Origin of the sequence: Pseudooceanicola marinus, from assembly GCF_020177265.1 — a bacterium.
Taxonomy (GTDB): domain Bacteria; phylum Pseudomonadota; class Alphaproteobacteria; order Rhodobacterales; family Rhodobacteraceae; genus Pseudooceanicola; species Pseudooceanicola marinus_A.
Window position 1 is genome coordinate 19,919 of sequence record NZ_JAIVMC010000013.1, and the last position, 23,824, is coordinate 43,742.

Annotated in this window: 32 protein-coding genes; 14 read left to right on the plus strand and 18 right to left on the minus strand. The window is 62.7% G+C overall.

Features of this window, described 5'->3' with window-relative positions; translation table 11 throughout:
- Positions 1-2: 2 nt before the first annotated feature.
- The 6 genes from LC066_RS19215 to LC066_RS19240 all read right to left on the minus strand — a co-directional run bounded on the left by LC066_RS19215 (position 3) and on the right by LC066_RS19240 (position 4,802).
- Positions 3-719, minus strand: coding sequence for a type IV secretion system protein (locus tag LC066_RS19215; RefSeq protein ID WP_224902515.1), 717 nt, complete (start codon positions 717-719; stop codon positions 3-5).
- Positions 716-3,070 carry a VirB4 family type IV secretion/conjugal transfer ATPase gene (locus LC066_RS19220; protein ID WP_224902517.1) on the minus strand — a complete coding sequence of 785 codons (2,355 nt, stop codon included), beginning with the start codon at positions 3,068-3,070 and terminating at the stop codon, positions 716-718. Before LC066_RS19220 ends, LC066_RS19215 begins: the two co-directional genes overlap by 4 nt.
- Positions 3,070-3,399, minus strand: a complete 330-nt coding sequence (locus LC066_RS19225; protein ID WP_224902519.1) for a type IV secretion system protein VirB3 — start codon at positions 3,397-3,399, stop codon at positions 3,070-3,072. Before LC066_RS19225 ends, LC066_RS19220 begins: the two co-directional genes overlap by 1 nt.
- A gap of 31 nt (positions 3,400-3,430) precedes the next feature.
- Positions 3,431-3,718, minus strand: coding sequence for a TrbC/VirB2 family protein (locus LC066_RS19230; RefSeq protein ID WP_066013901.1), 288 nt, complete (start codon positions 3,716-3,718; stop codon positions 3,431-3,433).
- Positions 3,719-3,730: 12 nt separating this feature from the next.
- Positions 3,731-4,303 carry a lytic transglycosylase domain-containing protein gene (locus LC066_RS19235; protein ID WP_224902521.1) on the minus strand — a complete coding sequence of 191 codons (573 nt, stop codon included), beginning with the start codon at positions 4,301-4,303 and terminating at the stop codon, positions 3,731-3,733.
- A gap of 115 nt (positions 4,304-4,418) precedes the next feature.
- Entirely contained in the window at positions 4,419-4,802 is a 384-nt protein-coding gene (locus LC066_RS19240; protein ID WP_224902523.1) for a hypothetical protein, read from the minus strand.
- A 543-nt stretch (positions 4,803-5,345) separates the two neighbouring features.
- Here LC066_RS19240 and LC066_RS19245 point away from each other — a divergent pair.
- The 3 genes from LC066_RS19245 to LC066_RS19255 all read left to right on the plus strand — a co-directional run bounded on the left by LC066_RS19245 (position 5,346) and on the right by LC066_RS19255 (position 7,628).
- A complete protein-coding gene (locus LC066_RS19245; RefSeq protein ID WP_224902526.1) occupies positions 5,346-5,723 on the plus strand; it encodes a hypothetical protein in 378 nt (125 codons plus the stop codon).
- 355 nt (positions 5,724-6,078) lie between these two features.
- The gene (gene repC / locus LC066_RS19250) at positions 6,079-7,242 is read left to right on the plus strand and encodes a replication initiation protein RepC (RefSeq protein ID WP_224902529.1); all 1,164 of its coding nucleotides are present in this window, start codon (positions 6,079-6,081) and stop codon (positions 7,240-7,242) included.
- Positions 7,239-7,628, plus strand: a complete 390-nt coding sequence (locus LC066_RS19255; protein ID WP_224902532.1) for a hypothetical protein — start codon at positions 7,239-7,241, stop codon at positions 7,626-7,628. The genes repC and LC066_RS19255 overlap by 4 nt, the downstream gene beginning before the upstream one ends.
- A gap of 143 nt (positions 7,629-7,771) precedes the next feature.
- Here LC066_RS19255 and LC066_RS19260 read toward each other — a convergent pair whose 3' ends face one another.
- Together LC066_RS19260 and LC066_RS19265 are read right to left on the minus strand one after the other, a co-directional pair.
- The gene (locus LC066_RS19260) at positions 7,772-8,374 is read right to left on the minus strand and encodes a cation transporter (protein ID WP_224902541.1); all 603 of its coding nucleotides are present in this window, start codon (positions 8,372-8,374) and stop codon (positions 7,772-7,774) included.
- 84 nt (positions 8,375-8,458) lie between these two features.
- Positions 8,459-8,887 carry a MerR family transcriptional regulator gene (locus tag LC066_RS19265; RefSeq protein ID WP_224902544.1) on the minus strand — a complete coding sequence of 143 codons (429 nt, stop codon included), beginning with the start codon at positions 8,885-8,887 and terminating at the stop codon, positions 8,459-8,461.
- Positions 8,888-9,096: 209 nt separating this feature from the next.
- Here LC066_RS19265 and LC066_RS19270 point away from each other — a divergent pair, with 209 nt between their 5' ends.
- From LC066_RS19270 to phnE, 11 genes are all read left to right on the plus strand, one after another.
- A complete protein-coding gene (locus tag LC066_RS19270; RefSeq protein ID WP_224902547.1) occupies positions 9,097-9,663 on the plus strand; it encodes an SCO family protein in 567 nt (188 codons plus the stop codon).
- 5 nt (positions 9,664-9,668) lie between these two features.
- Positions 9,669-10,091 carry a disulfide bond formation protein B gene (locus LC066_RS19275; protein WP_224902550.1) on the plus strand — a complete coding sequence of 141 codons (423 nt, stop codon included), beginning with the start codon at positions 9,669-9,671 and terminating at the stop codon, positions 10,089-10,091.
- A complete protein-coding gene (locus LC066_RS19280; protein WP_224902554.1) occupies positions 10,088-10,747 on the plus strand; it encodes a DsbA family protein in 660 nt (219 codons plus the stop codon). Before LC066_RS19275 ends, LC066_RS19280 begins: the two co-directional genes overlap by 4 nt.
- Positions 10,748-10,769: 22 nt before the next feature.
- Positions 10,770-11,237, plus strand: coding sequence for a copper chaperone PCu(A)C (locus LC066_RS19285; RefSeq protein ID WP_224902557.1), 468 nt, complete (start codon positions 10,770-10,772; stop codon positions 11,235-11,237).
- The gene (locus LC066_RS19290) at positions 11,237-11,863 is read left to right on the plus strand and encodes an SCO family protein (RefSeq protein WP_224902560.1); all 627 of its coding nucleotides are present in this window, start codon (positions 11,237-11,239) and stop codon (positions 11,861-11,863) included. The genes LC066_RS19285 and LC066_RS19290 overlap by 1 nt, the downstream gene beginning before the upstream one ends.
- A gap of 215 nt (positions 11,864-12,078) precedes the next feature.
- On the plus strand, positions 12,079-13,233 hold the full coding sequence (locus LC066_RS19295; protein WP_412103261.1) for a M23 family metallopeptidase: 1,155 nt from the start codon (positions 12,079-12,081) through the stop codon (positions 13,231-13,233).
- 3 nt (positions 13,234-13,236) lie between these two features.
- Complete coding sequence (locus tag LC066_RS19300; RefSeq protein ID WP_224902567.1) at positions 13,237-13,692, plus strand: DUF411 domain-containing protein; 456 nt, start codon at positions 13,237-13,239, stop codon at positions 13,690-13,692.
- A gap of 12 nt (positions 13,693-13,704) precedes the next feature.
- Positions 13,705-14,487 (plus strand): ZIP family metal transporter, encoded by a 783-nt coding sequence (locus LC066_RS19305; protein WP_224902569.1) that lies wholly within the window; start codon positions 13,705-13,707, stop codon positions 14,485-14,487.
- Positions 14,471-14,974 (plus strand): signal peptidase II, encoded by a 504-nt coding sequence (gene lspA / locus LC066_RS19310; RefSeq protein WP_224902573.1) that lies wholly within the window; start codon positions 14,471-14,473, stop codon positions 14,972-14,974. The genes LC066_RS19305 and lspA overlap by 17 nt, the downstream gene beginning before the upstream one ends.
- Positions 14,971-15,696, plus strand: coding sequence for a hypothetical protein (locus LC066_RS19315; RefSeq protein ID WP_224902576.1), 726 nt, complete (start codon positions 14,971-14,973; stop codon positions 15,694-15,696). The genes lspA and LC066_RS19315 overlap by 4 nt, the downstream gene beginning before the upstream one ends.
- A complete protein-coding gene (phnE, locus tag LC066_RS19320) occupies positions 15,615-16,292 on the plus strand; it encodes a phosphonate ABC transporter, permease protein PhnE (RefSeq protein WP_224902579.1) in 678 nt (225 codons plus the stop codon). The genes LC066_RS19315 and phnE overlap by 82 nt, the downstream gene beginning before the upstream one ends.
- A gap of 34 nt (positions 16,293-16,326) precedes the next feature.
- Here the strand turns inward: phnE and LC066_RS19325 are convergent, their stop codons facing one another.
- The 10 genes from LC066_RS19325 to LC066_RS21490 form a co-directional block, all read right to left on the minus strand.
- On the minus strand, positions 16,327-16,830 hold the full coding sequence (locus tag LC066_RS19325; RefSeq protein ID WP_224902711.1) for a L,D-transpeptidase family protein: 504 nt from the start codon (positions 16,828-16,830) through the stop codon (positions 16,327-16,329).
- A 72-nt stretch (positions 16,831-16,902) separates the two neighbouring features.
- Entirely contained in the window at positions 16,903-19,089 is a 2,187-nt protein-coding gene (locus LC066_RS19330; RefSeq protein ID WP_412103263.1) for a heavy metal translocating P-type ATPase, read from the minus strand.
- A 658-nt stretch (positions 19,090-19,747) separates the two neighbouring features.
- Complete coding sequence (locus LC066_RS19340) at positions 19,748-20,413, minus strand: L,D-transpeptidase (RefSeq protein ID WP_224902588.1); 666 nt, start codon at positions 20,411-20,413, stop codon at positions 19,748-19,750.
- A 190-nt stretch (positions 20,414-20,603) separates the two neighbouring features.
- The gene (locus LC066_RS19345; RefSeq protein WP_224902591.1) at positions 20,604-21,338 is read right to left on the minus strand and encodes a cytochrome c biogenesis CcdA family protein; all 735 of its coding nucleotides are present in this window, start codon (positions 21,336-21,338) and stop codon (positions 20,604-20,606) included.
- Between the two features lie 211 nt (positions 21,339-21,549).
- Positions 21,550-21,810 (minus strand): hypothetical protein, encoded by a 261-nt coding sequence (locus LC066_RS19350; protein WP_224902593.1) that lies wholly within the window; start codon positions 21,808-21,810, stop codon positions 21,550-21,552.
- Between the two features lie 35 nt (positions 21,811-21,845).
- Positions 21,846-22,118: a hypothetical protein gene (locus LC066_RS19355; RefSeq protein WP_224902596.1), complete on the minus strand. Its 273-nt coding sequence runs from the start codon at positions 22,116-22,118 to the stop codon at positions 21,846-21,848.
- Positions 22,119-22,124: 6 nt separating this feature from the next.
- Positions 22,125-22,646 carry a TlpA family protein disulfide reductase gene (locus tag LC066_RS19360; protein ID WP_224902599.1) on the minus strand — a complete coding sequence of 174 codons (522 nt, stop codon included), beginning with the start codon at positions 22,644-22,646 and terminating at the stop codon, positions 22,125-22,127.
- Positions 22,643-23,215 (minus strand): DsbE family thiol:disulfide interchange protein, encoded by a 573-nt coding sequence (locus tag LC066_RS19365; RefSeq protein WP_224902602.1) that lies wholly within the window; start codon positions 23,213-23,215, stop codon positions 22,643-22,645. The genes LC066_RS19360 and LC066_RS19365 overlap by 4 nt, the downstream gene beginning before the upstream one ends.
- Positions 23,212-23,697, minus strand: coding sequence for a c-type cytochrome (locus tag LC066_RS19370; RefSeq protein ID WP_224902606.1), 486 nt, complete (start codon positions 23,695-23,697; stop codon positions 23,212-23,214). Before LC066_RS19370 ends, LC066_RS19365 begins: the two co-directional genes overlap by 4 nt.
- Positions 23,694-23,822, minus strand: coding sequence for a hypothetical protein (locus tag LC066_RS21490; protein ID WP_263625186.1), 129 nt, complete (start codon positions 23,820-23,822; stop codon positions 23,694-23,696). Before LC066_RS21490 ends, LC066_RS19370 begins: the two co-directional genes overlap by 4 nt.
- Positions 23,823-23,824: the final 2 nt, after the last annotated feature.

Consider the following 23,824-nt stretch of genomic DNA (forward strand, 5'->3'; position numbering starts at 1 on the left):
CCTCAGAAGCTGTCGTCGCCGTAGATGCTGGTGAAGGCCGCGCTTTCCTTGGCGCGGCGCTGTGCGGCGACTTCGGTCTGGCGCTGCTCTTCGACCTTGGCCTGGGCCTGCTGGAGCATGGCGAGGCCCTGAATGCGGTTGGTGTCGTTCTGGAGCATGGCCTGTTCCACCGCGATCCGGGCGTTCAGGGCGTCCACCTCCTTCTGGGTGGAGACGGAGCCGATCTTGCTGCGCAACTGCTCAAGCCCCGCCAGCCGGTCATCGGAGAGCGACACGATCCGATCCCCGACAGCGGTGTCGCGGGCCGACTGGTTGCGGATGCGGTCCAGTTCGCTCTGGTAGAAATCGTCGGCGTCGATATTGGCCCCATCCAGCGCGGAGAAGTCGGCCGCGTCCTGCGCCTTGCCCGCCAGATCGCCCAAGTCATCGAGATCAATGTCGAAGTCGCTGGCGATCTGCATGGCATCCGCCCCGAGAAGTTCGCGAACATCGGGCGAGTTCAGGGCGCTGACGATGGAATCCATGTCCGTCAGACCGTTGATCGAGGCATAGAGCGCCTTGGCCTGTTCCAGCTCTTCAACCATCTGGGCGATTTCCTTGACGAACTCGGCTTTGGCGTTGGCGATGGCCGCCGTATCGACCACGGGCACGCCTTGGGCATGAGCCGTGGTGGAAAGGGACAGCGCCAGCGCAGCGGCGGGCATGAGAAGCCTTGTCATCGGAGGTCCTTCCTTTTCTGGAACAGGCGGGGGAGCCAGTCTTTCGGGGCCGGGTGGTCTTGCATCAGCGTGTGCATGATTGCGTTGGTGGAAGTGCGGCCCGAAAGGACTGTCAGCACGTCGTCGAGGCCGGACAGATCGAGGTCACAGACCACCGAGTTCTGCGCCTGCTTGATCAGGAAATGGCCGAGGGGCAGCTCGTCGCGCACGATCTGGAATTCGCGTTCGGACAGACCGAACTCGTCCACCAGGTCCTTGCGGCTGGCGCGGTCGGAGCCGAAGAAGATCTGGCTGGCGCATTGCTCGATGATGGTGCGGGCAATGGGGCTGTTCACCACGTCGGAGGCCGACTGCGTCCCGGCGACGATGATGCCGTTCTGCTTGCGGATGACCTTGAGCTTGTTCTTCACGAAGTCCGAGAAGTAGGGGTCCGACAGGGCCTTCCAGAACTCGTCGATGAAGATCGCGATGCGCTGGCCGGTGATCAGGGTTTCGACCCGGCGCATGAGATACATCATGATCGGGTCGCGGATTTCCGGATCGTCGAGGAAGGCCGTGATGTCGAAGCCCACCAGGTCGGCATCGAAGGCGATAGTGTCTTCGGAATTGTCGAAGACCCAGCCGAGCCGTTCGTTGCTGAGCCAGCGATCCAGCCGGTTTCCGATGTCCTCCGCGCCACCGCCGAAGCCCAGCAACTCGCGCAGGGCAGAGACGGTGCGGCCATTGCGCGGCAGGTTGGACAGGCCCGTGACGGCCATCTCGATCCGCCGGATGTCCTCGGCCGAGAAGGTGGCGCGCTCGCCACCCAGCATGGATTTGACCAGCTCGACCATGAAGGCTTGGCCGTCCGCATCGAGATCGATTGCCATGAACGGCGCGCAGCCGGTCGGACGACCAGACTGGAAATCGAGATAGGAGCCGCCTGAGGCGCGGACGAAGATTTCAGCCCCGTAATCCTTGTCGAAGAGGACGCGCTTGGTCCCGAACTTTTCCAGCTGCGACAGCAGGAAGGTCTGCACCACAGTCTTGCCGGAGCCGGAGGGGCCGCAGATGAAGGTGTGGCCGAGATCGCCGACATGGAAATTGAAGTAGAAGGGGCTCCCCGCGCTGGTCTGGAGCTTGCTGACGGCATCGCCCCATTCGTTGCCGTGCCGGTGGCCGGTCGGGTAATTGTGCAGCGGCGACATGGCCGTGTAGTTACGGCTGGTCACCATCGCGACCCGCGCCCGGTGCGCGTGGTTGCCGGGAATCTGCGCCCAGAATTGCGGCTCAAGTCCCATGTCCTCGCGGGCGACGACAGCCCCGGATTCCGACAAGAGGTTATGCGCATCGGCGGCGCGGGCTTTCAGCTCCTTGGCGTCATCGGTCAGGACAGTCAGCGACAGGTTATGCTCGCCCATCACGAACTCGCCCGACATCAGATCGTCGCGGGCGTCTCGCAGCCCGTCCGCCTGGGACACGGCGGGGTCATTGGCGTTACGCAGCCGCCCTTCCTTGAGGGTCATCTGGCGCATGGCCTCGTTCTTGGCCGTGCAGCGGAAGGATTGCGTCAGGACGAAACGGAAGGGGGCCGTCAGCAGGTTGTCGAACATGTTCGGGCGCGTGCGAGCGTGGTATTCCTTGATGCCGAACATCGCGCCATAGGTGCTGGCGGCGGCATGGCGGATTTCCAGCGCTTCGCGCCCGAAGATCACCCGGTCGGTGTAGATCGCGTTGCCGATGGTCCCGTGAACCAGAGGGACCGGCTCATACCGGCCAGAGATCAATTGCTTCAGGACACTGGCGGGCTCGGAGATCAGCAGGTCGCGGTGGTCCCTGATGATCGAGAGCTTTCGGGGCCGGAAGCGGCTGAGGCTGCGGGTCAGCTGCGTGGTTTTGTCGTCGAGATCGTCCAGAAGATCCTGGTCCACCTCGATCTGGCTGGCGCGGGCACGACGGACGCCTTTCGCCAACCGACCGCCGGGCAGGCTGCGGGGCTGCATGTAGACGGTCAGATACAGATCGTTCCGGAACAGGCGTTTTGCCTCGATGCGACTGCGATAGCTTTCGTCGATCCAGCGGGCCAGGTCGGTGACAAAGGTACCTGACGGATAGTCGTCATCGGTGGTCCGGACCACATGGACATAGGCCATGACGGTGTCGTCGGCGATGTTGCGCAGGGCATGGCTGAGCTGGTTGTGCAGCGTGTTGATGAGCTGGGTATCCGCCGTGCGGAAAGAGACGCCTTCAAGCTTCAGCATCTGGAAGGCACCCCGGTTGCGCGTGATGATCGTGTGCGCGTCCGAATGGCGGATGAAGGGAAGGTAGCGGTCTGCCGTGTTCTCCGTTTTGATCTTGTCCAGCAGACCCATCAGTCGATCTCCTCAATCTTGTAGAGGCGGCGGAGACGCAGGGGGGATGTCGATGATCCCCCCCAAAGGCTCCGGTTCCGGCACCGGGCATTTGTGTCCAGCCAGCGAAACAGGATTTGGAAAGCGTTCTGATCGCGCTCGACGATCAGGCGAGAGATGCCGAGAAGGGGGATCGCAATGGGCAGGTAGAAGATCGAGTCCGCGGCGATCATCGCCAGACCGCCGATGCCGCAGCACATGGCGAAGGCTTCGACGGGGATGCCGAAGATCATCGCCGGGCGCGTAAGGGCGAGGAACAGCACGTCCTCGTTCATCTTCACCTTTTCCATTGCATTGTTCATTCTGGGCCCTCCCTGCCGGTCAGCCGGTGATCATGCTCAGCACCTCGGAGGAGGCGTAGATCAGGACGACGCCGCCAACAGCCCAGGCGGCGCGGCGCAGGTCGACGAAGTTGAAGAGCCAGCCCGCGCCGATGAACATGAGCGCGATCAGGGCAATGGGCTGCTTGGCGCTTTCGAACTCGTCGAGGATGTTGTTCAGAAAGTCGGTGAAGCCTGCGGCAGCGGCGGGCTGCGCCGCTGCGGTCAGGACCGCAGCCAGGAACATCGGGGCGCCGATGCTCCGGTAGCGGGTCAGAAAGGTCTTCATGGTTGCGTCCTTCTATTGGAAAACCAAGGCGTTCGATCCGGTGGCCGCGCCGAACACGTCCCATCGTTTCGCGCTGTCCTTGTCGTCACTCAGGGAGGGTGACCGCTTTTCTATTGAGGGGGCGGTCACGGACCCCTCTCCCAGCACGCGGGCCACATAGCCGTTGTGGAAACCACGCGTGAAAGAGCCGGTGTTGTAGGAGGAAAGTGCCTGGTGCAGGGCCTGTGTCTGGTCGGCTCCGGCATCGCGCGCCCGGTCATAGCCGTCGCGCAGCACGGTTTCCGCAGCCGTCAGATTGCGGCAGGCATCGAACACCGTGGCAGGCGTCAGCCCGAGCCAGGACAGGTTGGCGCTGTTGATCTGCCCAAGGCCCATGTCGATGGACTTGCCCTCGGCGATCAAGCGGCTGGCGATCCGCGCGGCTTCCTCGGCGGAGCGCGGCGCATAGGATGCACGATCCGGACCGTTCACGCCGATGGCGAACGGGTTGAAGCCACTCTCGGCGGCGACGAGTTTTTCCATGATGGGGGGGGCGACACCGGGCGCGCAGTTTTCAGCGACGGCCCGGAACGCGGTGGCATTCATGGGCTCAGCCTGCGCGAGGCGCGGTGAGCCGACGGTGAATGCTGAAAGGATCGAGAGGGAGAGGAGGGAACTGCAGAGCGCTCGGAGGATCAGCCAGCGCGCAGCGCCGAGGCGATCACTCGGTGTCTTCGTCTTGTCCAGATTTCGGGGCAGGAACCCAGACGCCTTCGGCGTCAGGGAAGATGCGCATGTGGAAGCTGACCAGCGCGTCGGAAGACTTGAATACGCGGGCTTCGCCAGTCTTCGAGGATATGACCGGGCTGGCCGCGCCGTTCGTCTGAACAGCCCAGAGCTCCCAGTTCCATCCTTTTGGTGTGTGAATTGGGCGGTAGTCGAGCTTGCCACCCTTCTCAAGGAAGTTTTGCACTGCATCAGTCGTAATCACGCGTGGGTTCCACATTGGCTGACACCTGTCGTTGGGAATTTCTGGACAGGTGCTGCGTATCCTTGAATCACGACTTTTTTCAACGTTAAAGCCTAAATTTGGAAAAAGCGCCAAACTACGTAAATTTGCCCATTATGCAGATTCGCGCCTTTAGAGCGTCAGGCGCATTTGACAAATAGCGCTCCCTCTGGAAGTTTGGCGCTATCCTTGCCTCCTTCGGCTATAGGATGATCACCCAGCTGTGACCATCCCGAGAGCGGAGCGCAGGCGGGGACATGCCGAGTTAAGTTCTGAGGGGGGCCAGAAGCTTTGTTATATTTTGGACACGCGATGAAGCGTGGTGCCGCGACCGCCCTGACCTGTACGGGCCTAATCCTGGCGGCACCTCCCGCTGCGCAAGCTTACCAAGTAGACTGCGCGATCCTGATCTGTCTGGCGGGAGGCTGGCCCGGAAGCACCGAGTGCAACGAGGCGCGATCTGTCTTCATCAGCAGGATCACGCCCTGGCCGGTGGAGCCGCCACTGCAGATCTGGAATTGCCCCTTGGGCGTGGGCTACCGCCTACCTAAAGATGAGAGGGCTTTGCCGCTCCTCAATGAGGCGGTCGGCAGGCCTAGACCTTCGGCTTCGCCGCCATTCTCGGCAGTTTTTAAGGGGATGCTTCTCCCGAGGTCGGAGCGGGACGAGATGCTGTCCCCGATCGCGGATTATACCGATGACAACGGCGTGGCCGATGTCGACATCAGCGGGGCCGAGTATGACTTTGTCCGCTCCATCCGCGTCTACAACGTCGAGTATGCCCGGCAGCGAGAGAGCGGCGATGGCGACTGCCGTCGAAGCGAAAAGGTCCGCGTGGGCACCTATGGGGTGCAGGGCGACTTCAGCTGGTCCAGCGGTTCGGTGGCGTCACTACCGGACGCATTCGAAGGTCTCGCCGGTTGGGGCGAGAGCTGTCCGAGCCTCTACCGGAGGGCCGTCTTCATCGATTGGACCGACTACCTGGGAAACTATGGCTACGAGCAGGTGAATTACTGATCACCGCAGGTGCTGGCATCGCCGATGCCGGGTACGCCAAGGGCGCAAGAATGAGGCAACGAAGGCCATGACGGAGAGGAACACCAAGGGCTTAAGAAATTAAAACCCCCGCGAAGGCGGCAACCTTCCACGGGGGCTGAGGGACTCAGGGCCGGCAAGCCCGTAATCATCCGTAATCATGATTTAGCCTATCAGCTTCCCCACCTTGCAGACAAGTCGAAACGCATTTGTGCGACCTGTCGACGTTTGCCTGCTGCCGCCTCGCTTCAGACGAACGAGGAACGAATAGATGCATGTACCCCAAGCTTTGCCTGTCCGACGGTGCGAGGCCGTCAAACCAACGCTTCCACGCGGCATGGAGCGCGACGGCTTCGTCGCGCTTGTCGATGCGGTTGCGCCCAGCCTTGGCATCGGTGCCGCTGCGATGATGACTTTTCGCACCATGATCGCGTCGACCAGGCCGAGCGCGTTCAAGTGCGGCGTAGATGAACCCTGCTGTTACCTCAGCCAGAGCGAGATTGCGCACAAGCGTGGCGTCACGGCTTGCCGCATCCGGCAACACGAGGCGGCGCTTGTCCGCGCGGGGCTCATCGAGAAGCAGACGATGGCGAATGGCGCGCGGTCCGGCTTCTCCGGTTGCGGCGTCTTCTTCGGCGTGGCGATCGCACGCGTCGACGAGTTTCTGTCCCTGCGGGACGTGATCGAGGCCGATCGCAGGACCCACGCCCGTCTACGCGGGCAACGCAGCTCGCACAAGCGGCACCTAAAAGGCATCCTGTGCGAGTTGATCGAGCGTCAGGGCCTGACTGCCGAGGTCAAGCGCATCCAGCAGGCGTTCGCAGGGTGGCCGTCAGGCCAGGCGCTTCATCGGATGTCGCTCGAAGAGCTTCAGAACCATGAGGCTGAAGCCGAGGCGCTGACGATATCGGCGTCTCAGTTGCTGCATGAAATGCATGATCGACCGCTCGAAAACGAGCGGTCCCATATACAAGATACAACTCAAGATTCTAACCAAGTAATCTGTAACGACCCGGTCAATACGCGGAGCGTGGTCAAGCCCACGCACTCGATTATTGATCGGCCGCAGCCTGACGGCCGCGTCCATTGCGTAGAAAAGCAAGGTGGGGCGGCCGGCGAGGCGCACAAGTCCACATTCATTCAGAACCTGGGCTGTGATCGTCTGTATGGCCTTTGTTCCGAAGAGATGAAGATGTGGCTCGATATCGAGCGACAAAAGCGCGGCAGGCTGGATTTCCATTCCTTCGTGATCGCCGCGCAGAAGCGCCTGCCTGAGTTGGGCATCCACCCATCTGCCTGGGGGGAAGCCATGGACGTTCTGGAGGAGGATGCAGCGATGCTTTGTGTTCTAATCACCGATGCCAAGGTTGCCGATCCGGGGATCACCATCCTTTCGGCAGGGGCGTATCTGCGCGGTATGGTGCGGGCGCAGCGGACTGGTGCTTTGAACATCATGGGAAGCCTGATCGGGCTGAATGAACGGAGCAGGAGGCGCCGATGAAACCGCTCATCTTATCGGCGGCCATCGTGGCGGCCCTCACGGTTTCTGGGACGGCCCAAGAACTGTGTATCGAGCCCATCAGGCCAGAGGCTGCACACCTTCTCGATGCCGGACTTTCCGGTGCTGAGGTCCGGGCGGAATTTCGGCGCTATTTTAGCGAGGTCGAGGATTACCTGAATTGCCTGAACGAAACCTCAGCTCGAATAAGGGACGATGCGCAAGCCGCAGCCTACGATTATCAACATGTACTGGACATGACAGATCCGGGCAAAAATGGTTGGGGAGCCGGAGAGTTTCAGCCGCCAACTGTCGAAATGAAGGACACAGGGGAACTCTTCTTCGATCAACAACCAAGCGTTGATCGCACCGGCCAAGATCAGCAATAGGGCCGGCTTCGAAATCCAGCAGCCGCGTGGCTGTCAGCAAGGGGTCAACGGCGGGCAAGATGGATCTCCTCGAATCTGGCGAGGGTCTAAATAGAGGCTACAGCAACTGTAGCTTCAAGCCTCTTTCAGAAGGCGATCAATCGCTACTGGTCGTCGGCATGAACGGCTTTGTGGTGTTCGCCGTGTGCATCGCGCAAAATGTCGACACCGCCCCATGCCGCGATCCCGGCCACGACCACACCCACGACTAGGTCCGGCCAGTTCGTTCCCAGCCAGGCAACGAGACCGCCAGCCACGACGATCCCGAGGTTCGCGGCGAAGTCGTTCCAGCTGAAAGTGTTCGCGGCGCGGATGTTGACGTCCGGTTCGCGGAGTCGGGCGAGTAACCAGACGCAGATCGCGTTGATCGCCGCGGCGATCAGGGCCATGGCGATCATGATTGTCCCGAGCGGATCCGACCCGCCGACATAGCGCCGCCACGCATCATAGAGGATGCCCAATGCGAACAGGATCAGCAACCCACCCGAGACATTGGCGGCGCCGCGTTTCCACCTGCCGGACCGGGACAGCGCAAACAGGCTTATGGCGTAGACGAAGCTGTCGGAAAGGTTGTCGAGGCCGTTTGCGATCAGGGCGCTCGAATCGCCGAACGCGCCGGTCGCGAAGAACGCCAAAGCCAGACCGATGTTGAGCGCCAGAACGATCCAGAGCGTGCGTCTCTCCCTCGCCTTCTTTGCCGTGGCCATGCTTGATCTGTTCCTCTGGCGTTCATGAGGTGAACCGCCACCGCGCTGCAGGGTTCCAAACGCAAGGGCCAGTGCCAGCCGAGCTTATGCCCCGATGTCGTCGTGCTCGGTCAGGCACTCCGAATGGTCCCGCAGGACCTCGAGCACCCGGCAATCCGCCGTTCGCCCGCCGCTGCACTCGTGGATCATGCGCTTCAGCTCGGTGCGAAGTGCCTTCAGGCGCGCCATGCGTTGCTCGACCTGGCGGAGTTGCCGGCGGGCGATCGCATCTGCCTCGTCGCAGGACTTTTCCGGATGGTCGCTGAGATCGAGGAGCTCCCGGATCGCATCGAGCGAGAAACCGAGTTGCCGTGAATGACGGATGAACGATAGCCGATCGAGTTCGGCATCCCCGTAGCGGCGTTGCCCGCCCTCCGTCCGGCCCGGTTCAGGCATGAGCCCGATCTGTTCGTAGTACCGGATGGTCTGCACCTTGGTGCCGGTCTTCTTCGCCAGATTGCCGATTGTCAGCATATGTTTCCCTTAAGAGAACCTACAGACCTTGTAGGTTTGGTGGGTTGATAGCGCAAGTCCAAGACTCACAGACGCGTGACCTCCCGCCGCAGCCGGACAATCAGGCTTGAATCTACAGTAGCTAGAGGATGTAAACGCCGAAACAATCAAGAATCAATGACAGGCAGTCCGGATTGTCCCTCGCATCGGTAAGAAAACTTCTCTGGGCATTGGTGGGCATTGCAGTCCTCGCGCTCGGGTGGCTTCTGCTCGGGTCCGACGATCGCGCCGACAGCTCTCGATCAGAGGCAGAGCCGGCTTTCGTCGCGGAGTTCGAACTGACCGATCATCAGGGCATGGTACGCACCGAAGACGATTTCGCGGGGCGCTGGATGCTGATCTTCTTCGGCTTCACCAACTGTCCCGACGTCTGCCCCACCACCCTGTCGGAGGTCGCGGCCGTCATGGCGGGACTGGGCCCTGACGCTGCCAAGGTGCAACCGATTTTTATCACGATCGACCCCGATCGAGATAAACCGATGGAACTTGCCGACTATGTCACATTGTTCGATGCCGGCATCATCGGACTGACCGGCACACCGGAGCAGATTGCGCAGACTTCGGAAACTTTCCCGATCTTCTTTGAACGCATCGAAGAAGCCTCTGCCCCCGACGGCTACACGATGGGGCATACGTCGCATCTGTTCCTCTTCGATCCAGACGCAGGCTTTGCCGAGTCCTGGCCCTACGGCACGTCCGCCGAAGAGATCCTCGATAATCTGAGAGAGAGGATCTGACCGACATGACCCGAATATCCGGAGAAACGGCACTGGGACTGGCATGGGTGATTGCTCTCACGGCATCGCTAGCCGTGCTTTTCATCGGCGAGGTGCTGGGGCAGACGCCCTGCCTGCTCTGCTGGTTCCAGCGGGCCTTCATGTTCCCGCTGGCCATCATTCTCGGGCTCGGCCTTTGGTGTCGCGACCATCGCGCCGGCCGCTACGGGATCGCGCTTGCGCTCGGTGGCGGCGCTGTCGCGCTCTGGCATATGGGTCTTTACGCTGGCCTGGTCCCCGAGCGCATTCAGCCCTGCACGGCCGCTGGTCCCTCCTGCACCGACGACAACCAGTTGGTCTTCGGCATCCCTATCCCGCTGATGGCGCTCGCTGCCTTCGCGCTGATCGGGGCGCTGTCGGCCCTTTCACTTAAGGACACACGAACATGAACCGACGCGGCCTGATCCTGTCCGTTCTCGCCCTCGGCGTCGCCGGTTTTGGCGGAGCCACTTGGTTTGCAAACCGCCCCGGTCCCGTGGCCGAAGTGGAGCCCGTTGCTCCGGAACTCGCGGACGCGATGATCCGCCCCTACTCACCCATCCTCGGGCCTGCGGAGGCGCCCGTTACGATCGTCGAATTCTTCGATCCGGCCTGCGAGGCCTGTCGCGCCTTTCATCCCATCGTGAAGGACATCATGGCCGAGCGTGGGGATGCTGTCCGCGTCGTGATCCGCTACACACCTTTCCACGGCGCGGCGTCCGAGGAAGCGATCCGCGTGCTCGAGGCCGCGCGCATGCAGGGCGTCTTTGAGCCGGTTCTCGAAGCGGTACTGCGGGAACAGCCGAGATGGGCGTCGCATGGAGCGCCTGAGCCGGGACTCATCCTGGAGATCGCCGCAACGGCGGGCCTCGATGCCGAGGCCGCGCGCACGCGGATGCTTGCACCGGACGTAGTGGCGATCCTGAACCAGGACCGCGCCGACGTCGAGACTGTGGGCGTCCGCCAGACGCCCACGTTCTTCGTGAACGGCAAGCCACTCGACCCGTTCGGGGAGGCCGAACTACGAAGCCTGGTGGCGGCTGAAGTCGCAGCGGCGCGAAGCTGAACCAAGAAATGGGAAGAGCAGGATGAGGACCTTCATTACTAGCGGTGCGCTGACAGCGCTTTTGTCGTGGGCGGGGGCTTTGACGCCGGCGCTTGCAGGATCCGAGGACGTGGTCGTCGAAGGCGCTTGGTCCCGCGCGTCAATCGGCATGAACCGCCCAGGCGCCGCCTACATGACGATCCGAAATACCGGCGATACACCGGTGATACTGATCGGTCTCGTGACGCCGCTCGCCATGATGCCCGAAATCCACGAGTCGAAGACCGATGCCGATGGCGTGAGTTCCATGGCTCCGGCCGACGAGATCACCATCGCGCCAGGCGAAAGCATGTCGCTCGAGCCGGGCGGTCTGCACGCGATGCTGATGCTGTTGCAGACGACGATGACGGAAGGAGAATCCTATCCGTTGACGCTGCTCTTTGACGACGGAGGCGAAGTGACGGTCGAGGTGCCGATCCTTGGCATCGCTGCGCGAGGTCCGAACGACTGATGCGGCGACGGACGATCCTTGGATACGGCGCAGCGGGTGCCGGGGCGCTAGTCTTCGCGCTCTTTGTCGGCTGGTGGCAAGTCGACGGGCCTGGGGCGCCCGAACCGATGGGCCAGCGGCCGCTGGCTCTGTCCGCCATGGACTTCAGCCTGACGGATCACGAGGGAAACGAGGTCGGGCCGGAAACGCTGATCGGGCGCCCTACGATGGTGTTCTTCGGCTTTACCTACTGTCCGGACGTCTGCCCGACCACGCTCTCGGACATTTCGGGATGGCTCGACGATTTGGGGGACGAGGCAAACGAGATGTCCGTGGTTTTCATCACTGTCGATCCCGAGCGCGACACCGTCGATGCGATGTCGGAGTATGCCGGCTATTTCCATCCGGCGATCCGCGGCTGGACCGGCAAAGATGAGGAAATCGCGAAAGCCGTGCGCGGTTTCCGCGGGAGCTTCGAGCGGGTGCCGACCGAGGGTGGCGGTTATACGATGAACCACACCGCCAGCGTTTTCCTTTTCGACGCTGCGGGGCGGTTCGTCACCATGATCGACTATCACGAGCCAAGGGAATTCGCGGTGCCGAAGATTCGCCGCGCACTCGAAGAAGAAACCGAGGGGGCAACATGAGGATCAGAACCATCGCGGCGGGTATCGGAGTTGTCGTCGCGCTATCGGGGGGTGTCGTTTTACTTTCGGGGATCTGGTCGAAGGACCCCGTCCCTCCGGGTCTCGCGGTAGCAAGCATATGGATGCCGGACGGTCTCCAGTCTCCCCCGTTTGTGGTGTCGGAACCGCCGCGAATTGCGCAGGCAGGAGCCGAGCCCACGACGTTGCCTAGCCCCATGCCTCTTTTGCAGATTTCGGTCGCCGACACTTCCTTGCCGACGATCGACCCTCCCCTTTTCACCTGGTCGCGCAACATAGAAAGCGGTGAGACGCTCGATACAGTTCTTGCGGAGGCCGGTCTCTCGGCGACCGACCGTGCGGAAGTCGCCCTCGCCCTTGGCGCGGAGTATGATTTGAGGCGGCTGCGGCCAGGACATTCCGTCACCGTCGTCTCGACGACGGACGGAAGCCCGCGCGGTGTCGCGCTCGCCGTCGAGGACGGCGTACGCATCGAGGTGATCTTCGGCGATGAGCTTGCCACGCAGGTCGTCACGCCGGAGTCCGAGATGGTGACGCTTGCCGGGGAAGCAGTGATCGACAGCTCGCTTTTTTCTGCGCTCGACGAGGCCGATATCCCGGCCCGGTTCGCGGTGGACCTGGCGCAGATGCTCGGCGGAACGGTGGATTTCCGCCGTGAGATGGCCGGCGGCGAAACGCTCCGGGTTCTGTGGCGAGAGGCGCGCGTGGGCCAGGACAGGATCGGACAACCGGAACTGGCCTTTGCCGCGCTCGAGGTCGGCGGCGCGCTCTATGAGGTCGTTTGGCCGGACAATGGCAGCGGTCAGGCCACGGTTTATGTCGACGGCGCGGTTCTCCGCGTCTTCGCGCAGCCCGTGGAAGGCGCGCGACTGAGCTCCGTTTTCGGCCGCCGCACGCATCCGGTCTACGGGAACGTGCGAATGCACACCGGCGTCGATTTCGCTGCGGCGCGTGGGACGCCGGTTCAGGCCACGGCACCCGGGCGCGTCAGCTTCATCGGCTGGCGGAACGGGTACGGCCGCGTGGTTGAAATCTCGCATGGCTCGGACACCACGACGCGCTATGCGCATCTCAGCGCGGTCCCGGAAGGCCTCGTGCAAGGCCAGCGCGTGGCCGCCGGAGACCTGATCGGCCGTGTGGGCGCCACCGGCACCGCGACCGGTCCGAACCTGCACTACGAGGTTCTGGTGGACGGTCGGCCGACCGATCCTCTCTCAGACGAGCGGCTCGCCGAAGCTGCCGAGCGCGAAGCGGATGACACTGGCGCGCTGTCGCGATTGGCCGAAGCCCGCGCCCTTCTCGCTGAAAGTCTCGACCGCGAGATCGCCCTGACAGCAACCGAAAGGCTCTGACCCATGAAACGTCTGACACAAGCCCTGACCTTCGCCATCGCACTGTTTCCGGCGGCGCAGGCCCTCGCGGAGGCAACTGCCATCGATGTCCGAAAGACCAATGGATGCGGCTGCTGCCTGTCCTGGATGAACCATCTCCAGGACAACGGCTTCACACCGACCGGCCAGGACATGTTCGGCGGCCTTCTCGTGCGCTTCAAGCTCGACAACGGGGTGCCGCAGCGTATGGTCTCCTGCCACACGGCGCTCGTCGACGGTTACGTGATCGAGGGCCACGTGCCGGCCGCCGACATCCGCCGCCTTCTGGACGAACGGTCCGACGCGATCGGTCTCGCGGTTCCGGGCATGCCCTACGGTTCGCCCGGCATGGGGCCCGAGGAGGACCGCGAAGCCTACGACGTCTTTCTGATTCTCAAGGACGGCTCGACCGAAGTCTACTCGAGCTACCCGGAAGGGTAAGCCACCTGACGAATGGATCCATTGTCCCCGATCATGCTCGGCTTTCTCGGAAGCCTGGCCGCCGGCACATTGACAGCCGTCGGAGCAGTCCCCGTGCTGTTCGGGCGGATCCCCTCACGCGGCACACGCGACCTGTCGCTCGGCTTTGCGGCTGGCGTGATGCTCGCAGCTTCGTTCTTCTCCCTGATCATCCCCGCGCTGGACGCGGCCGAACCGCGGTTCGACAACGGGGCCGCGCCCGCGGCCATTGTCTGCATCGCAATCCTTCTTGGCATGGCTGCCGTTGCCCTGATGAACGAGAAGCTGCCGCACGAACACTTCAAAACAGGCCGCGAAGGTCCGGACGCCGCGTCGCTCCGGCGGGTCTGGCTCTTCATCATCGCAATCACGATCCACAACTTTCCTGAGGGTCTCGCGGTCGGGGTCGGGTTCGGTTCCGGTGGCATGGAAGGTGGCGTCCCACTCGCCATCGGTATCGGCTTGCAGAACGCGCCCGAGGGTCTGGCGGTGGCGGTGTCGCTCATGGGTGAAGGATACGCGAAGCTGCGCGCCTGGGGCATCGCGGCCCTCACCGGCATGGTCGAACCGATCGGCGGGTTGCTCGGGGCGGGTATCATCACGCTGTCGGAGCCGCTGCTGCCCTGGGGGCTGGCGTTCGCCGCCGGCGCGATGCTCTATGTGATCAGCCACGAAATCATCCCCGAGACCCATCGCAGCGGACATCAGAACAAGGCGACGCTCGGACTGTCGGTTGGCCTTGTCCTGATGCTGTTTCTCGATGTCTGGCTGGGGTGAGAAAATGTTGTCAGCCGAAAGACCGCCGGTGATCGGCATGTTGGCTGCCGTCGCGGCTTTCGCGATCGATCAGGTCACAAAGGCCATCGTCATCACGAATGCGAGCGTCCTGAGCGCTGGTGTTCCCGTGTTCACCGGATTCAATCTCACGTTCTATCGGAACGATGGCGTGACCTTCGGGCTTTTGGGCGGCGCGCCGTGGTGGAGCCTCGTGGTGCTCGCTCTTGCCGTGTGCGCTTGGCTCGTGACCATGATGCTGCGCACCCGGGACGGCATCGAGGCGGTTGCCTACGGGGCGATCATCGGCGGCGCCTTAGGCAACGTCCTGGACCGCCTCAGGTTCCGGGCCGTGACCGATTTCCTCGATTTCTACGCCGGCTCCGCGCACTGGCCAGCTTTCAACATGGCTGACGTCTTCGTGGTCGGCGGCGTCGGATTGCTTCTTGTCGCGCCGATGATCACGCGACGGCCCAGGTGCGGTCCATGACGCTGTTTTGGACGCTGTCCGGGGAGCGGGTGATTTCCCTGCCGACGCGCATGATCGTGGCCATTGTAGCCGGCGGACTGACGGTCCTGACCCTCCCTCCGTTCTCGATCCTCCTGCTCGTCCCCGTTGCCTACGCTGCCCTTCTTGTCCTCCTCCGGCATCTTTCCCCGGCCAAGGCCGCACTCGTCGGCTGGGCGTTCGGTCTCGGGCAGTTCGGCTTCGGTCTCTCGTGGATCGCGGAGAGTTTCTACGTGGATGCCGAGAGGTTCGGTGCTTTGGCGATCCCCGCCGTCGCAGGATTGTCTGCGGGTCTGGCCATCTTTCCGGCCATGGCGGCGACACTCTTCACGGCCATCGCACGCCGTCGCGCGATCGAGGGCGTTATGGGCTGTCTTCTATTTGCGACCTGCTGGACGGCCGCAGAGTGGCTGCGCGGCCACATCCTCACGGGATTCCCATGGAACCTCGCGGGCTACGCGCTTGTCGAATACGCAGCCTTGCGGCAACCGGCTGCATGGGTCGGAAGCTATGGGTTGAGCTTTCTCGTAATTCTCGTCGGCACTCTTCCGGCGCCGGCCCTCTTGACGGAGGTGCGCCCCCGCTGGAGCATCCCACTGCTCGGCGTTGGGACCGTTGTCGCGTGGACCTGTCGCGTTTTTGTTCCGCCGGACCCCGGATCGCGGATTTCCTCGGCCGGATGGTCCCGCCCGATCCGACCGTGATGAACGAGATCGTGAAGGGTAGCGCGGAAACGCTACGCATCGCGATCCTGGGATCTCTGGGCGCGGTCTTCCTATCGGTCCCCCTCGGGATATTTGCGTCCGAGACGATGGTTTCTTCGGCGGTCTACCGACCCGTCCGGACGCTCCTCGCTTTCATCCGTGCCATCCCGCTGATCCTGGTGGCGATGCTCATGGTGGGTGCGGTGGGCCTGGGTCCCCTCCCCGGCATCATCGCGGTCGCCTTCCATGCCACCGGCATGCTCGCGAAGTTCTACGCCGAAGCGATCGACGGCGTCTCCCGCGCGCCGATTGCCGCGCTGGAAAGCGCCGGTGCCGGGCCGCTGGCGCGGCTCCGCTACGCGATCTGGCCGCAGATGGCGCCGGTCGTCGCCCGCGACACCATCTTCCGGTTCGAACTGAACCTGCGCGAGTCGCTGATCCTGGGCATTGTCGGTGCGGGCGGTATAGGGTTCTACATCCAGACCTATGTGCGCTCATTCCAGTACGACAAGGCAGCAAGCGTCACACTGGCCGTGATCGCGATGGTGATCGCGATCGAGGCCATCAACGTGGCTCTTCGCCGCCGGTTTGCCTGAAACAATCGGCGGACGCGACACGCCTCCTGGTCCTTCAGGCGTAGATGTCTATCGGTGTCCCGTCCCTAACCATGGCGTAGATTTCCTCGATCTCGGGATCCGAGACCGAGATGCAGCCTGCCGTCCAGTCGCGGACATTCGTGGGGTCGATCCCCCGCCGAGGTCCGCCGTGAATGAAGATGTCCTTGCCGGGGGAACGCCCCTGGGACTCAGCGAAAGCGATGTCGGCCTCGTTCGGGTAGGAGATGCCGACGGACAGATGGAAGAGGCTGTCGGGGTTCCGCCGGTCGATCACGTAGGAGCCTTCCGGTGTGCGGCCGTCGCCCTCGAACTGCTTATGACCGACAGGCGCAAAGCCCAGCCCGATCGGATAGGTCCGCAACACACGATCGGCGCCGTCAAGAACCAGCAAGCGCTGCGCCTTGTAGAGGCGCAGCCGGGTGACCTCGGGTCCGCTGTAGGTTCGGAACTTGCTGGCGCAACCGGACAGAATGGCAACAAGCCCACCGAACAAGACGCCCCGGCGCGGAATATGGATTTTCGTCACTGCTCTATGCCTCGTGAGCGAGGTCTCATATGGGCCGAACGCTACCCTGCGGGTGGTGGCGGTTCAATGCCCGTGTGCGAGCGCGCCTCTTGCCATCTGCTCACCAATCGGCTCGCCGCCGGATGGCGATACATTGGACTTGTGACCATTTAGAAGTCTCAACGCGTTCGCAACCACCAGCAGCGAGACGCCGACATCCGCGGCGATCGCGCCCCACATCGACGCCATCCCGAATGCCGTTGCGACGACGAAGACGGCTTTCGTCGCCAGTGAAACGCCGATGTTCTGGCGGATGATCGACATGGCGCGGCGTGAATGGCCGATGAGCCACGGTACCTTGCCGATGTCGTCCGTCATGAGGGCGATGTCGGCGGTCTCGATGGCCGCGTCGGACCCGACGGCGCCCATGGCGATGGCGTAATGCGCCCGCGCCATGGCCGGGGCGTCATTCACTCCGTCGCCAATCATCGCGACCATGTCGTGGCTTTCGACCAGTTCCTCGATGGCCGTCACTTTGTCCTCGGGCAAGAGTTCGGCACGCACCTCGTCGATGCCGACCTCTGCCGCAACGGCGCGCGCCGTGCGTTCATTGTCGCCCGTCAGCATAACGATGGTTTTCACGCCCTGCGCATGAAGGCGCGTGACAATACCTTTGGCGTCCGGGCGGATTCGGTCGCGCAGTTCGAGGATGCCGGTCACGCCGGTCTCGTCCCCGACGGCCACAAGCGTACTGCCGGCCCCTTCGATCCGGTCACGGAGGTCCGCCGGAATGGCGCTGCCGAACCCTTTCTCCTCGGCGAACCGGTCGGAGCCGAGCCAGACTTTCCGGCCTCCTGCCCGTCCTTCCAGCCCTCGTCCCGGCACGGTGCGCGTATCCTCCGCCGCTGGAACCGCGATGCCGTCTGCCTCGGCCCGCGCAAGAATGGCACGTGCCAGCGGATGCGATGACCGCGCTTCGAGTGCGCCCGCCAGCGTCATCAGATCTCGCGCCGAGGCCCCCCCAAGTGGATGGACGGCGGCCACCTCCGGTTCACCCATCGTGATGGTTCCAGTCTTGTCCATCGCCAGAGCCGTCGTCCGGCCTGGAGCCTCGACATACGCGCCGCCTTTTATGAGAACCCCCGCCCGCGCCGAGGCCGTCAGTGCGGCCACGATGGAAACCGGCGTCGAGATGACCAGCGCACAGGGACAGGCGATCACGAGAAGAACGAGCGCGTTATAGAACCAGTAGTCCCAGGCGCCACCGAAGACGAGCGGCGGCACTAGCGCAATGGCGACGGCCAGCGCCATGACGATGGGCGTGTAGATGCGCGCGAACTTCGCGACCCACTGCTCCACGGGCGCGCGGCGGGCGTGAGCGTCCCCCACCATGCGGATGATCTTGGCGAGCACCGTGTCGGATGCCGCTTTGGTCGCGCGCACGGTCAAAGTCCCTTCGCCGTTGATCGTGCCCGCGTAGACTTCGTCGCCTGGCTCCTTCGGCACCAGCGCACTTTCGCCGGTGATCGGCGCCTGATCGACGGCCCCTGCCCCATCAACAACTTCACCATCCAGCGGGATGCGGTCGCCGCCGCGCACCACGAACCGTGCATTGATGGCAACAGCAGAAGCCGGCACGTCTGCTTCAGAACCATCATCATAGAGAACTCTTGCCGTCGGCGGTGCGAGGTCGAGCAACGCCGACACGGCGTTCCGCGCGCGCCCGACGCTCCAGCTCTCGAGGTAGAGCGACAGCGAGAAGAAGAAGGCCACCGTCGCCGCCTCGAAGAACTCGCCGAGGCCAATGGCTCCCGCCACCGCGACCACCATGAGAAGGTTCATATCGGGCGACAGACGCCGCGCGGAGGACCAAGCCTTCGGGGCCACGAGCCAGACACCGAACAGGATCGCGACGGCGAAGAGCACCGCCTCGGCCAGCGGCATGGGGGACTCGCCGTGACCCGCGAACAGGCCGAGGGCCCCGCCCATGCCGGTCTCGAAGATGTGCCAGAGAAAGCCGGCCGCCCAGAAGCCGCCGCTCAGCGCCGTGAACAGCCGCTGCCGGGCGAGATGGGCCGCCTGATCTTCCGATGCGGTTCCCGCATCCCAGGGCTTCGCACTCATGCCGGTGGTCGCAACCAGTTGCGCCACCTCGTCGTCAGTTACACGGTCCGCGCTGTCCAGAATGGTCATCCGCCCGTTGATGACGTCGAAGGCCAAATGCTCTGCTCCGCCGACCTTCGGACCGACGACCTTGTTCAGGATCGCCACTTCTTCGGCGCAGTCGAGCCCGGAGACCTGGAAGCTCCGCCCGACAGACGGCGCAGGCGTCGCCGGAGCGACGTTGCCGCATGGTCGATCGCTTCCGCAGCAACTGTTGCCGCTCTCTTGCGAGGCGTGAGAATGATCTCGTCGGTTGGTTTCAGCAGACATGAACGGACCTCAAAAGTCGGGTTGTTCAGAACAACATAGTTCCTACAGTACCTAGAGGTTCAAGAACATTAATTGATGGTTCTCCGGATCGCTTTTTTTGCTATGTGTCGTCGGAAAGAGGCTGGCCAACTGTTGCGGCCAGACCGACAAAACAGGAAGGAAATTCAATGCGGCCGGTACTATCAAAGCAAAACGTGACGATCGGAACCACACTGTTGTTCACCGCAGGGTGTGCCATCCCTCCAAGCAGCGGGAGCGACGCGGCGAACGCTATCGGGAATATTCCCGATAGCGTCGTGGCAATGGCGGCGCCCGACCAGGATATTTCTACCGCGCGCCTTGTGCCGGACGACAGCTGTTACTGGTACCAGCATAGCGGGCCGGTCGAAACGACCTTGGTTCCGCTCCGCACGCCAAATGGCAGTCGCATCTGCGCCGCACGGGAAAGCTGAGCCGCTCGGCAGACCGTCGAACCGCCCGCCAAGCCCGCGCGCGTCTAGCTGCGGGCGGTGACGCTGTCCTCGGCCGAATAGAGGTAGGCCGTCGATCCGAGCTCGACGTTTGGGTAGAGGTCGTTGATGTGCGCCATAACCATGCGCACGCAGCCGGAACTTGCACGACCACCAATGCTGCTCGGATGCGGAGAGCCGTGTATCCGCAAATAGGTGTCGCGATCACCGACGTACAGGTAAAGCGCTCGAGACCCGAGCGCATTCTCCGGTCCAGGCTCCATGCCGTCGGCGATGTCCGCGTAGAGTTCGGGATCGCGGTCGATCATGTTCTGCGTCGGTTGCCAGTGCGGCCACTTGACCTTGCGCTTGATCGTATATGTGCCCGGCTCGTATAGATTGCCACGCGCGATCGCCACACCATAGCGCATTGCCGTACCACCTTCCTCGATGTGATAGAGATAGCGCGCCACCGCATCCACATGGATGTCTCCAGGGACGAGGCCCGCATTGGCGGCGACACGTTGCGGAAGAAAGCGCGGATGCAGACCCCAGGGATTGGACGTGGCAGGATCGTAGCCAGGCGGCGTGACTTGCGCGTCCCATTCGGCCTTTTGCGCTTCCGTGGGCCAAGAGTCGGCGAATGCCGGGCTGGCCAGCGATGCCGAGAACAGCGCGGTGGTCGATTGAATGAAATGCCTTCTCGTCAACATGTTAGACGTCTCCTTCGTAATTGTATGGCGGGTCGCGCAATTTCCCGGATACATTGTTGCCAGCCCGAGAGGGTTTGAGGTGGCGGTGGCAGTTTGCCCGCGGCACTGGCGCTTTGTAGAGGGCTAACGCCTAAAGCTACTAGAGGTTCAAGGAAAACTTTCGTGACCCGACAAAACAGCTTCTCGCCGCTCAGCCGATACGTCCGAGAATCGGAAACGCATCGAGCATCCAGTATGACAGCGCGCTCAACTGTCCTGTCATCATCGCAATTCCCATCAGGATCATCACCACACCGGCCGCTTGGTGAAGTCGTCGACCGACGCGACCTATGGCCCGCAGTCGCCCGGCGATACGGTCAGTGAAAGCAGCAACAATGAGAAAAGGAACACCGAGACCGGTTGAGTAGACAGCGAGCAAGACCATGCCTTCACCGATCGTCGCGCTGGCTGCGCTGGCTGTGAGGATCGCGCCGAGAATAGGCCCGATGCACGGCGTCCAGCCAAAGCCGAACGCCAGACCGAGCACGTAGGAAGCAGCCGGCTGACCGCCAGGGATGTCGAGATTGAAACGGAAGTCGCGTTCCATGACCGATATTCGCGCAGCACCGATCATGAACATCCCGAACAGAATGATGATCACCCCACCGATGAGATTTAACTCATAACGCCAACGCAACAGTGCCTGTCCGAGCGCCGTCGCCGACGCGCCGAGCGCGATGAATATGGTCGAGAAGCCAAGCACGAAGCACATGCTCAGCCACACTGCGCGCGAGGAGGAAGCGGATGCGACACCGCCTTGGGCCGCCGTGCGTCCCGCAACGTAGGAGACATACCCAGGGACCAGCGGGAGAACGCAGGGCGACAGGAACGAAATAGCTCCGGCCAGAAGCGCCGCGGTCAGGCCAAAAAGGGAGACGTCCACCATCTACTTCCGCCCCCCGGAGAAGAGCTGGCTCAACGGCAGCCTGATGGCCTCTTGCTCCGTTTGATCGAGCGGGGTGGATTGCTGAGCTGCGGCACCCAAAGGCGCGATTAGCATCCAAAGAAGGACCAACAGAAATCGAGCGGCCGGTGTTCGTGACATACGCATCCTCCGTGTGGTGTCGCCGGGGGCTCGTGCCCCCGGCGAAGACCAATCAGCCTTTGTCTATCGAAGGCTGGGTTTTCTCCATGGATACGTTCATCGCCTCCATCATCTCCGTGCAGGCCTGCATCATCTTCATCATCGGCATCATGCCGTCCATGCCGGACATATCGCCCTGCATTATGTTGCCTGACATGCCGTTCTCGCCGTCCATCATCTGGCCGGACGCCCCGCTGTTTTCCTGGGCAACCACAGCGGTTGCCAGGAGGGTAGCCACGGCTGCGGCGATGCTCAGATTCTTGATAGGTTTCATCTGTTTCTCCTTCAGGCTTCCTTTGGTTTTCGGGTTCAATCCCTCGTAGTGCTCGCCTCTGTGGGTGAGTTCGTCTTGTCGCAGGAGTCGGATTTGCACATCGCGCAATAGCCCAGTCCGCACATGACAGCGCACGGCGCTACAGCCAGGATGAGCGGGGCCGCCCCGATGGCGGTCAGCCAGCCCCAGTTGAGGGCCATTCCGGCGGCGATAATCGCCATCGCCGCCAGAATCAGTCCGCGGCGCCCCAGTTTGGGACGCAACTGGCCGGCCCCGCCAACATGGGTTTCAGGTGATATGTCCGACATTGCTCTTCATTCCTTTTCGTTGATGATGGTCTGCATTTGAGAGATGATTTCCGGGCTGTCCCATTCGGCCGGTCCAACCAGGCGGCCGAGTTCCTCCCCGCCGCGCCCGATCAGGATCGTCGTCGGCAAGCCGAGCGCTCCGAAAGCCCACATCGCGCGGGTACTGTCCGCCAGGTAGATGTCGAGGTGCTGGATGCCGATCTCCTCGTAGAAGCGCCGGACGACCTTGAGGCCTGCCCGGTCGATGGAGAGCGGCAGGACGTGAAAATCGTCTCCTCCGAGACGGGCCTGAAGCGCATCGAGCGTCGGCATTTCCTCGCGACACGGCACGCACCAGGTTGCCCAGATATTGAGAAGCACGACCTTGCCCCGGAAATCCTCCAGGGTCAGGTCTCGCCCCGCTCCGTTGACGAAAGGCGGCGACAGCATTTCGCGTGGCGCATCGTGAAGCGGCATCAGCGGCTTTGCCTCGGCACGTCCCGCGAGCCCCAGAGCCGCTATTCCCGCCAAAAGTTCGCGTCGATTCATGATCCGGCTCCTTCCTGAAGGCGTCGCACCACGGGGAGGATGTCTTCCTCCAAGGAGCGGCGGTTGAAGGGACCGATATGCTTGTAGGCGATCCGACCCTCCGCATCGATCACGAAGGTCTCCGGCAAACCGTACACGCCCCAGTTGATCGCGACCCGGCCAGTACTGTCAGCCCCGATCCTGTCGTAAGGATCGCCGAGCTCCCCGAGAAAGTCCAAGGCCTCTGCAGGTCGATCCTTGTAATTGATGCCGAAAATCGCGACTTCATCTCGAGCGGCCAGTTCGTTGAGCAGGGGCATTTCGACCCGGCACGGCACGCACCACGACGCCCAGACGTTGACGATGGACACCTGCCCTTTCAGATCGGCGGTCGAGAGGCCGTCGGAACGTCCCTCGATCGGCGGCAGATCGAATTTGGGTACCGGCTTGCCGATTAGCGCCGAAGGCAGACCGTCATCGTTGTTGAAAAGCCCCCAATAGAATGCGCCGCCGATCACCGCGAAAACGGCCACTGGCAGCAGGGCCAGCCGCGATGTTCGCTTTGGCGGATGCTCGGTGTGCTCAGTCATAGCCCACCCCTGTCGTTTGCCGAGACCTCGGCCTGGAACTCGCGTTGCCGTTCGGGCCAGGTGCTCTTGATGTAGGCGAGGACTTCGGCGATCTCGTCGTCTGTCAGGATGCCCTCGAAGGCCGGCATGTCGCTCTCATATCCTGGCACCACCGCTTGAACGCCGCCCTTCGTCACGATGAAAAGATTGCGGTCGGAATGGTGCCAGGTGTGGCCCGTTTCATCGTGCGGCGGGGCAGGCATACGGCCGTTGTCGAGACGTCGCCGCCAGTCAGGCTGGCCTTCGAGATTCTCACCATGGCAGGACGCGCAGCTTTCGGCGTAGATTTGTTTGCCTGCGATGAGGTCGTCCTCAGAGACTGGCTCTCCAAGAAAGGTCAGACCTTCGATCGCCGTCTCGTCGGGAGATGCCTGCGCCAGAACGAAACTGCCGATGACGGCAGTCGCGATCCCTGCCAGAAACATGCCAGCAATCGGTCTCATGTAGCGCCCCGGATGTACTTGGCCAGGGCGATCACGCTCAACACAAGGACGGCGACGAGCAGCAGCAGAACCACCCCGCCAACAAGCATCATCGCGCCCATCATGGGCCCGTTCATCATGCCCATGC

Bases quoted from the DNA above. Each gene is read 5' to 3' on its own strand.
- LC066_RS19345 (WP_224902591.1), bottom strand. From the start codon at position 21,338: ATGGTGGACGTCTCCCTTTTTGGCCTGACCGCGGCGCTTCTGGCCGGA.
- LC066_RS19225 (WP_224902519.1), bottom strand. From the start codon at position 3,399: ATGGAAAAGGTGAAGATGAACGAGGACGTGCTGTTCCTCGCCCTTACG.
- LC066_RS19360 (WP_224902599.1), bottom strand. From the start codon at position 22,646: ATGAATCGACGCGAACTTTTGGCGGGAATAGCGGCTCTGGGGCTCGCG.
- LC066_RS19340 (WP_224902588.1), bottom strand. From the start codon at position 20,413: ATGTTGACGAGAAGGCATTTCATTCAATCGACCACCGCGCTGTTCTCG.
- LC066_RS19370 (WP_224902606.1), bottom strand. From the start codon at position 23,697: ATGAGACCGATTGCTGGCATGTTTCTGGCAGGGATCGCGACTGCCGTC.
- LC066_RS19245 (WP_224902526.1), top strand. From the start codon at position 5,346: ATGCTTCTCCCGAGGTCGGAGCGGGACGAGATGCTGTCCCCGATCGCG.
- LC066_RS19280 (WP_224902554.1), top strand. From the start codon at position 10,088: ATGAACCGACGCGGCCTGATCCTGTCCGTTCTCGCCCTCGGCGTCGCC.
- lspA (WP_224902573.1), top strand. From the start codon at position 14,471: ATGTCTGGCTGGGGTGAGAAAATGTTGTCAGCCGAAAGACCGCCGGTG.
- LC066_RS19275 (WP_224902550.1), top strand. From the start codon at position 9,669: ATGACCCGAATATCCGGAGAAACGGCACTGGGACTGGCATGGGTGATT.
- LC066_RS19220 (WP_224902517.1), bottom strand. From the start codon at position 3,070: ATGGGTCTGCTGGACAAGATCAAAACGGAGAACACGGCAGACCGCTAC.
- LC066_RS19235 (WP_224902521.1), bottom strand. From the start codon at position 4,303: ATGAATGCCACCGCGTTCCGGGCCGTCGCTGAAAACTGCGCGCCCGGT.
- LC066_RS19365 (WP_224902602.1), bottom strand. From the start codon at position 23,215: ATGACTGAGCACACCGAGCATCCGCCAAAGCGAACATCGCGGCTGGCC.
- LC066_RS19295 (WP_412103261.1), top strand. From the start codon at position 12,079: ATGCCTCTTTTGCAGATTTCGGTCGCCGACACTTCCTTGCCGACGATC.
- LC066_RS21490 (WP_263625186.1), bottom strand. From the start codon at position 23,822: ATGGGCATGATGAACGGGCCCATGATGGGCGCGATGATGCTTGTTGGC.
- LC066_RS19215 (WP_224902515.1), bottom strand. From the start codon at position 719: ATGACAAGGCTTCTCATGCCCGCCGCTGCGCTGGCGCTGTCCCTTTCC.
- repC (WP_224902529.1), top strand. From the start codon at position 6,079: ATGGAGCGCGACGGCTTCGTCGCGCTTGTCGATGCGGTTGCGCCCAGC.
- LC066_RS19290 (WP_224902560.1), top strand. From the start codon at position 11,237: ATGCGGCGACGGACGATCCTTGGATACGGCGCAGCGGGTGCCGGGGCG.
- LC066_RS19305 (WP_224902569.1), top strand. From the start codon at position 13,705: ATGGATCCATTGTCCCCGATCATGCTCGGCTTTCTCGGAAGCCTGGCC.
- LC066_RS19230 (WP_066013901.1), bottom strand. From the start codon at position 3,718: ATGAAGACCTTTCTGACCCGCTACCGGAGCATCGGCGCCCCGATGTTC.
- LC066_RS19315 (WP_224902576.1), top strand. From the start codon at position 14,971: ATGACGCTGTTTTGGACGCTGTCCGGGGAGCGGGTGATTTCCCTGCCG.
- LC066_RS19300 (WP_224902567.1), top strand. From the start codon at position 13,237: ATGAAACGTCTGACACAAGCCCTGACCTTCGCCATCGCACTGTTTCCG.
- LC066_RS19255 (WP_224902532.1), top strand. From the start codon at position 7,239: ATGAAACCGCTCATCTTATCGGCGGCCATCGTGGCGGCCCTCACGGTT.
- LC066_RS19355 (WP_224902596.1), bottom strand. From the start codon at position 22,118: ATGTCGGACATATCACCTGAAACCCATGTTGGCGGGGCCGGCCAGTTG.
- LC066_RS19350 (WP_224902593.1), bottom strand. From the start codon at position 21,810: ATGAAACCTATCAAGAATCTGAGCATCGCCGCAGCCGTGGCTACCCTC.
- LC066_RS19260 (WP_224902541.1), bottom strand. From the start codon at position 8,374: ATGGCCACGGCAAAGAAGGCGAGGGAGAGACGCACGCTCTGGATCGTT.
- LC066_RS19265 (WP_224902544.1), bottom strand. From the start codon at position 8,887: ATGCTGACAATCGGCAATCTGGCGAAGAAGACCGGCACCAAGGTGCAG.
- LC066_RS19285 (WP_224902557.1), top strand. From the start codon at position 10,770: ATGAGGACCTTCATTACTAGCGGTGCGCTGACAGCGCTTTTGTCGTGG.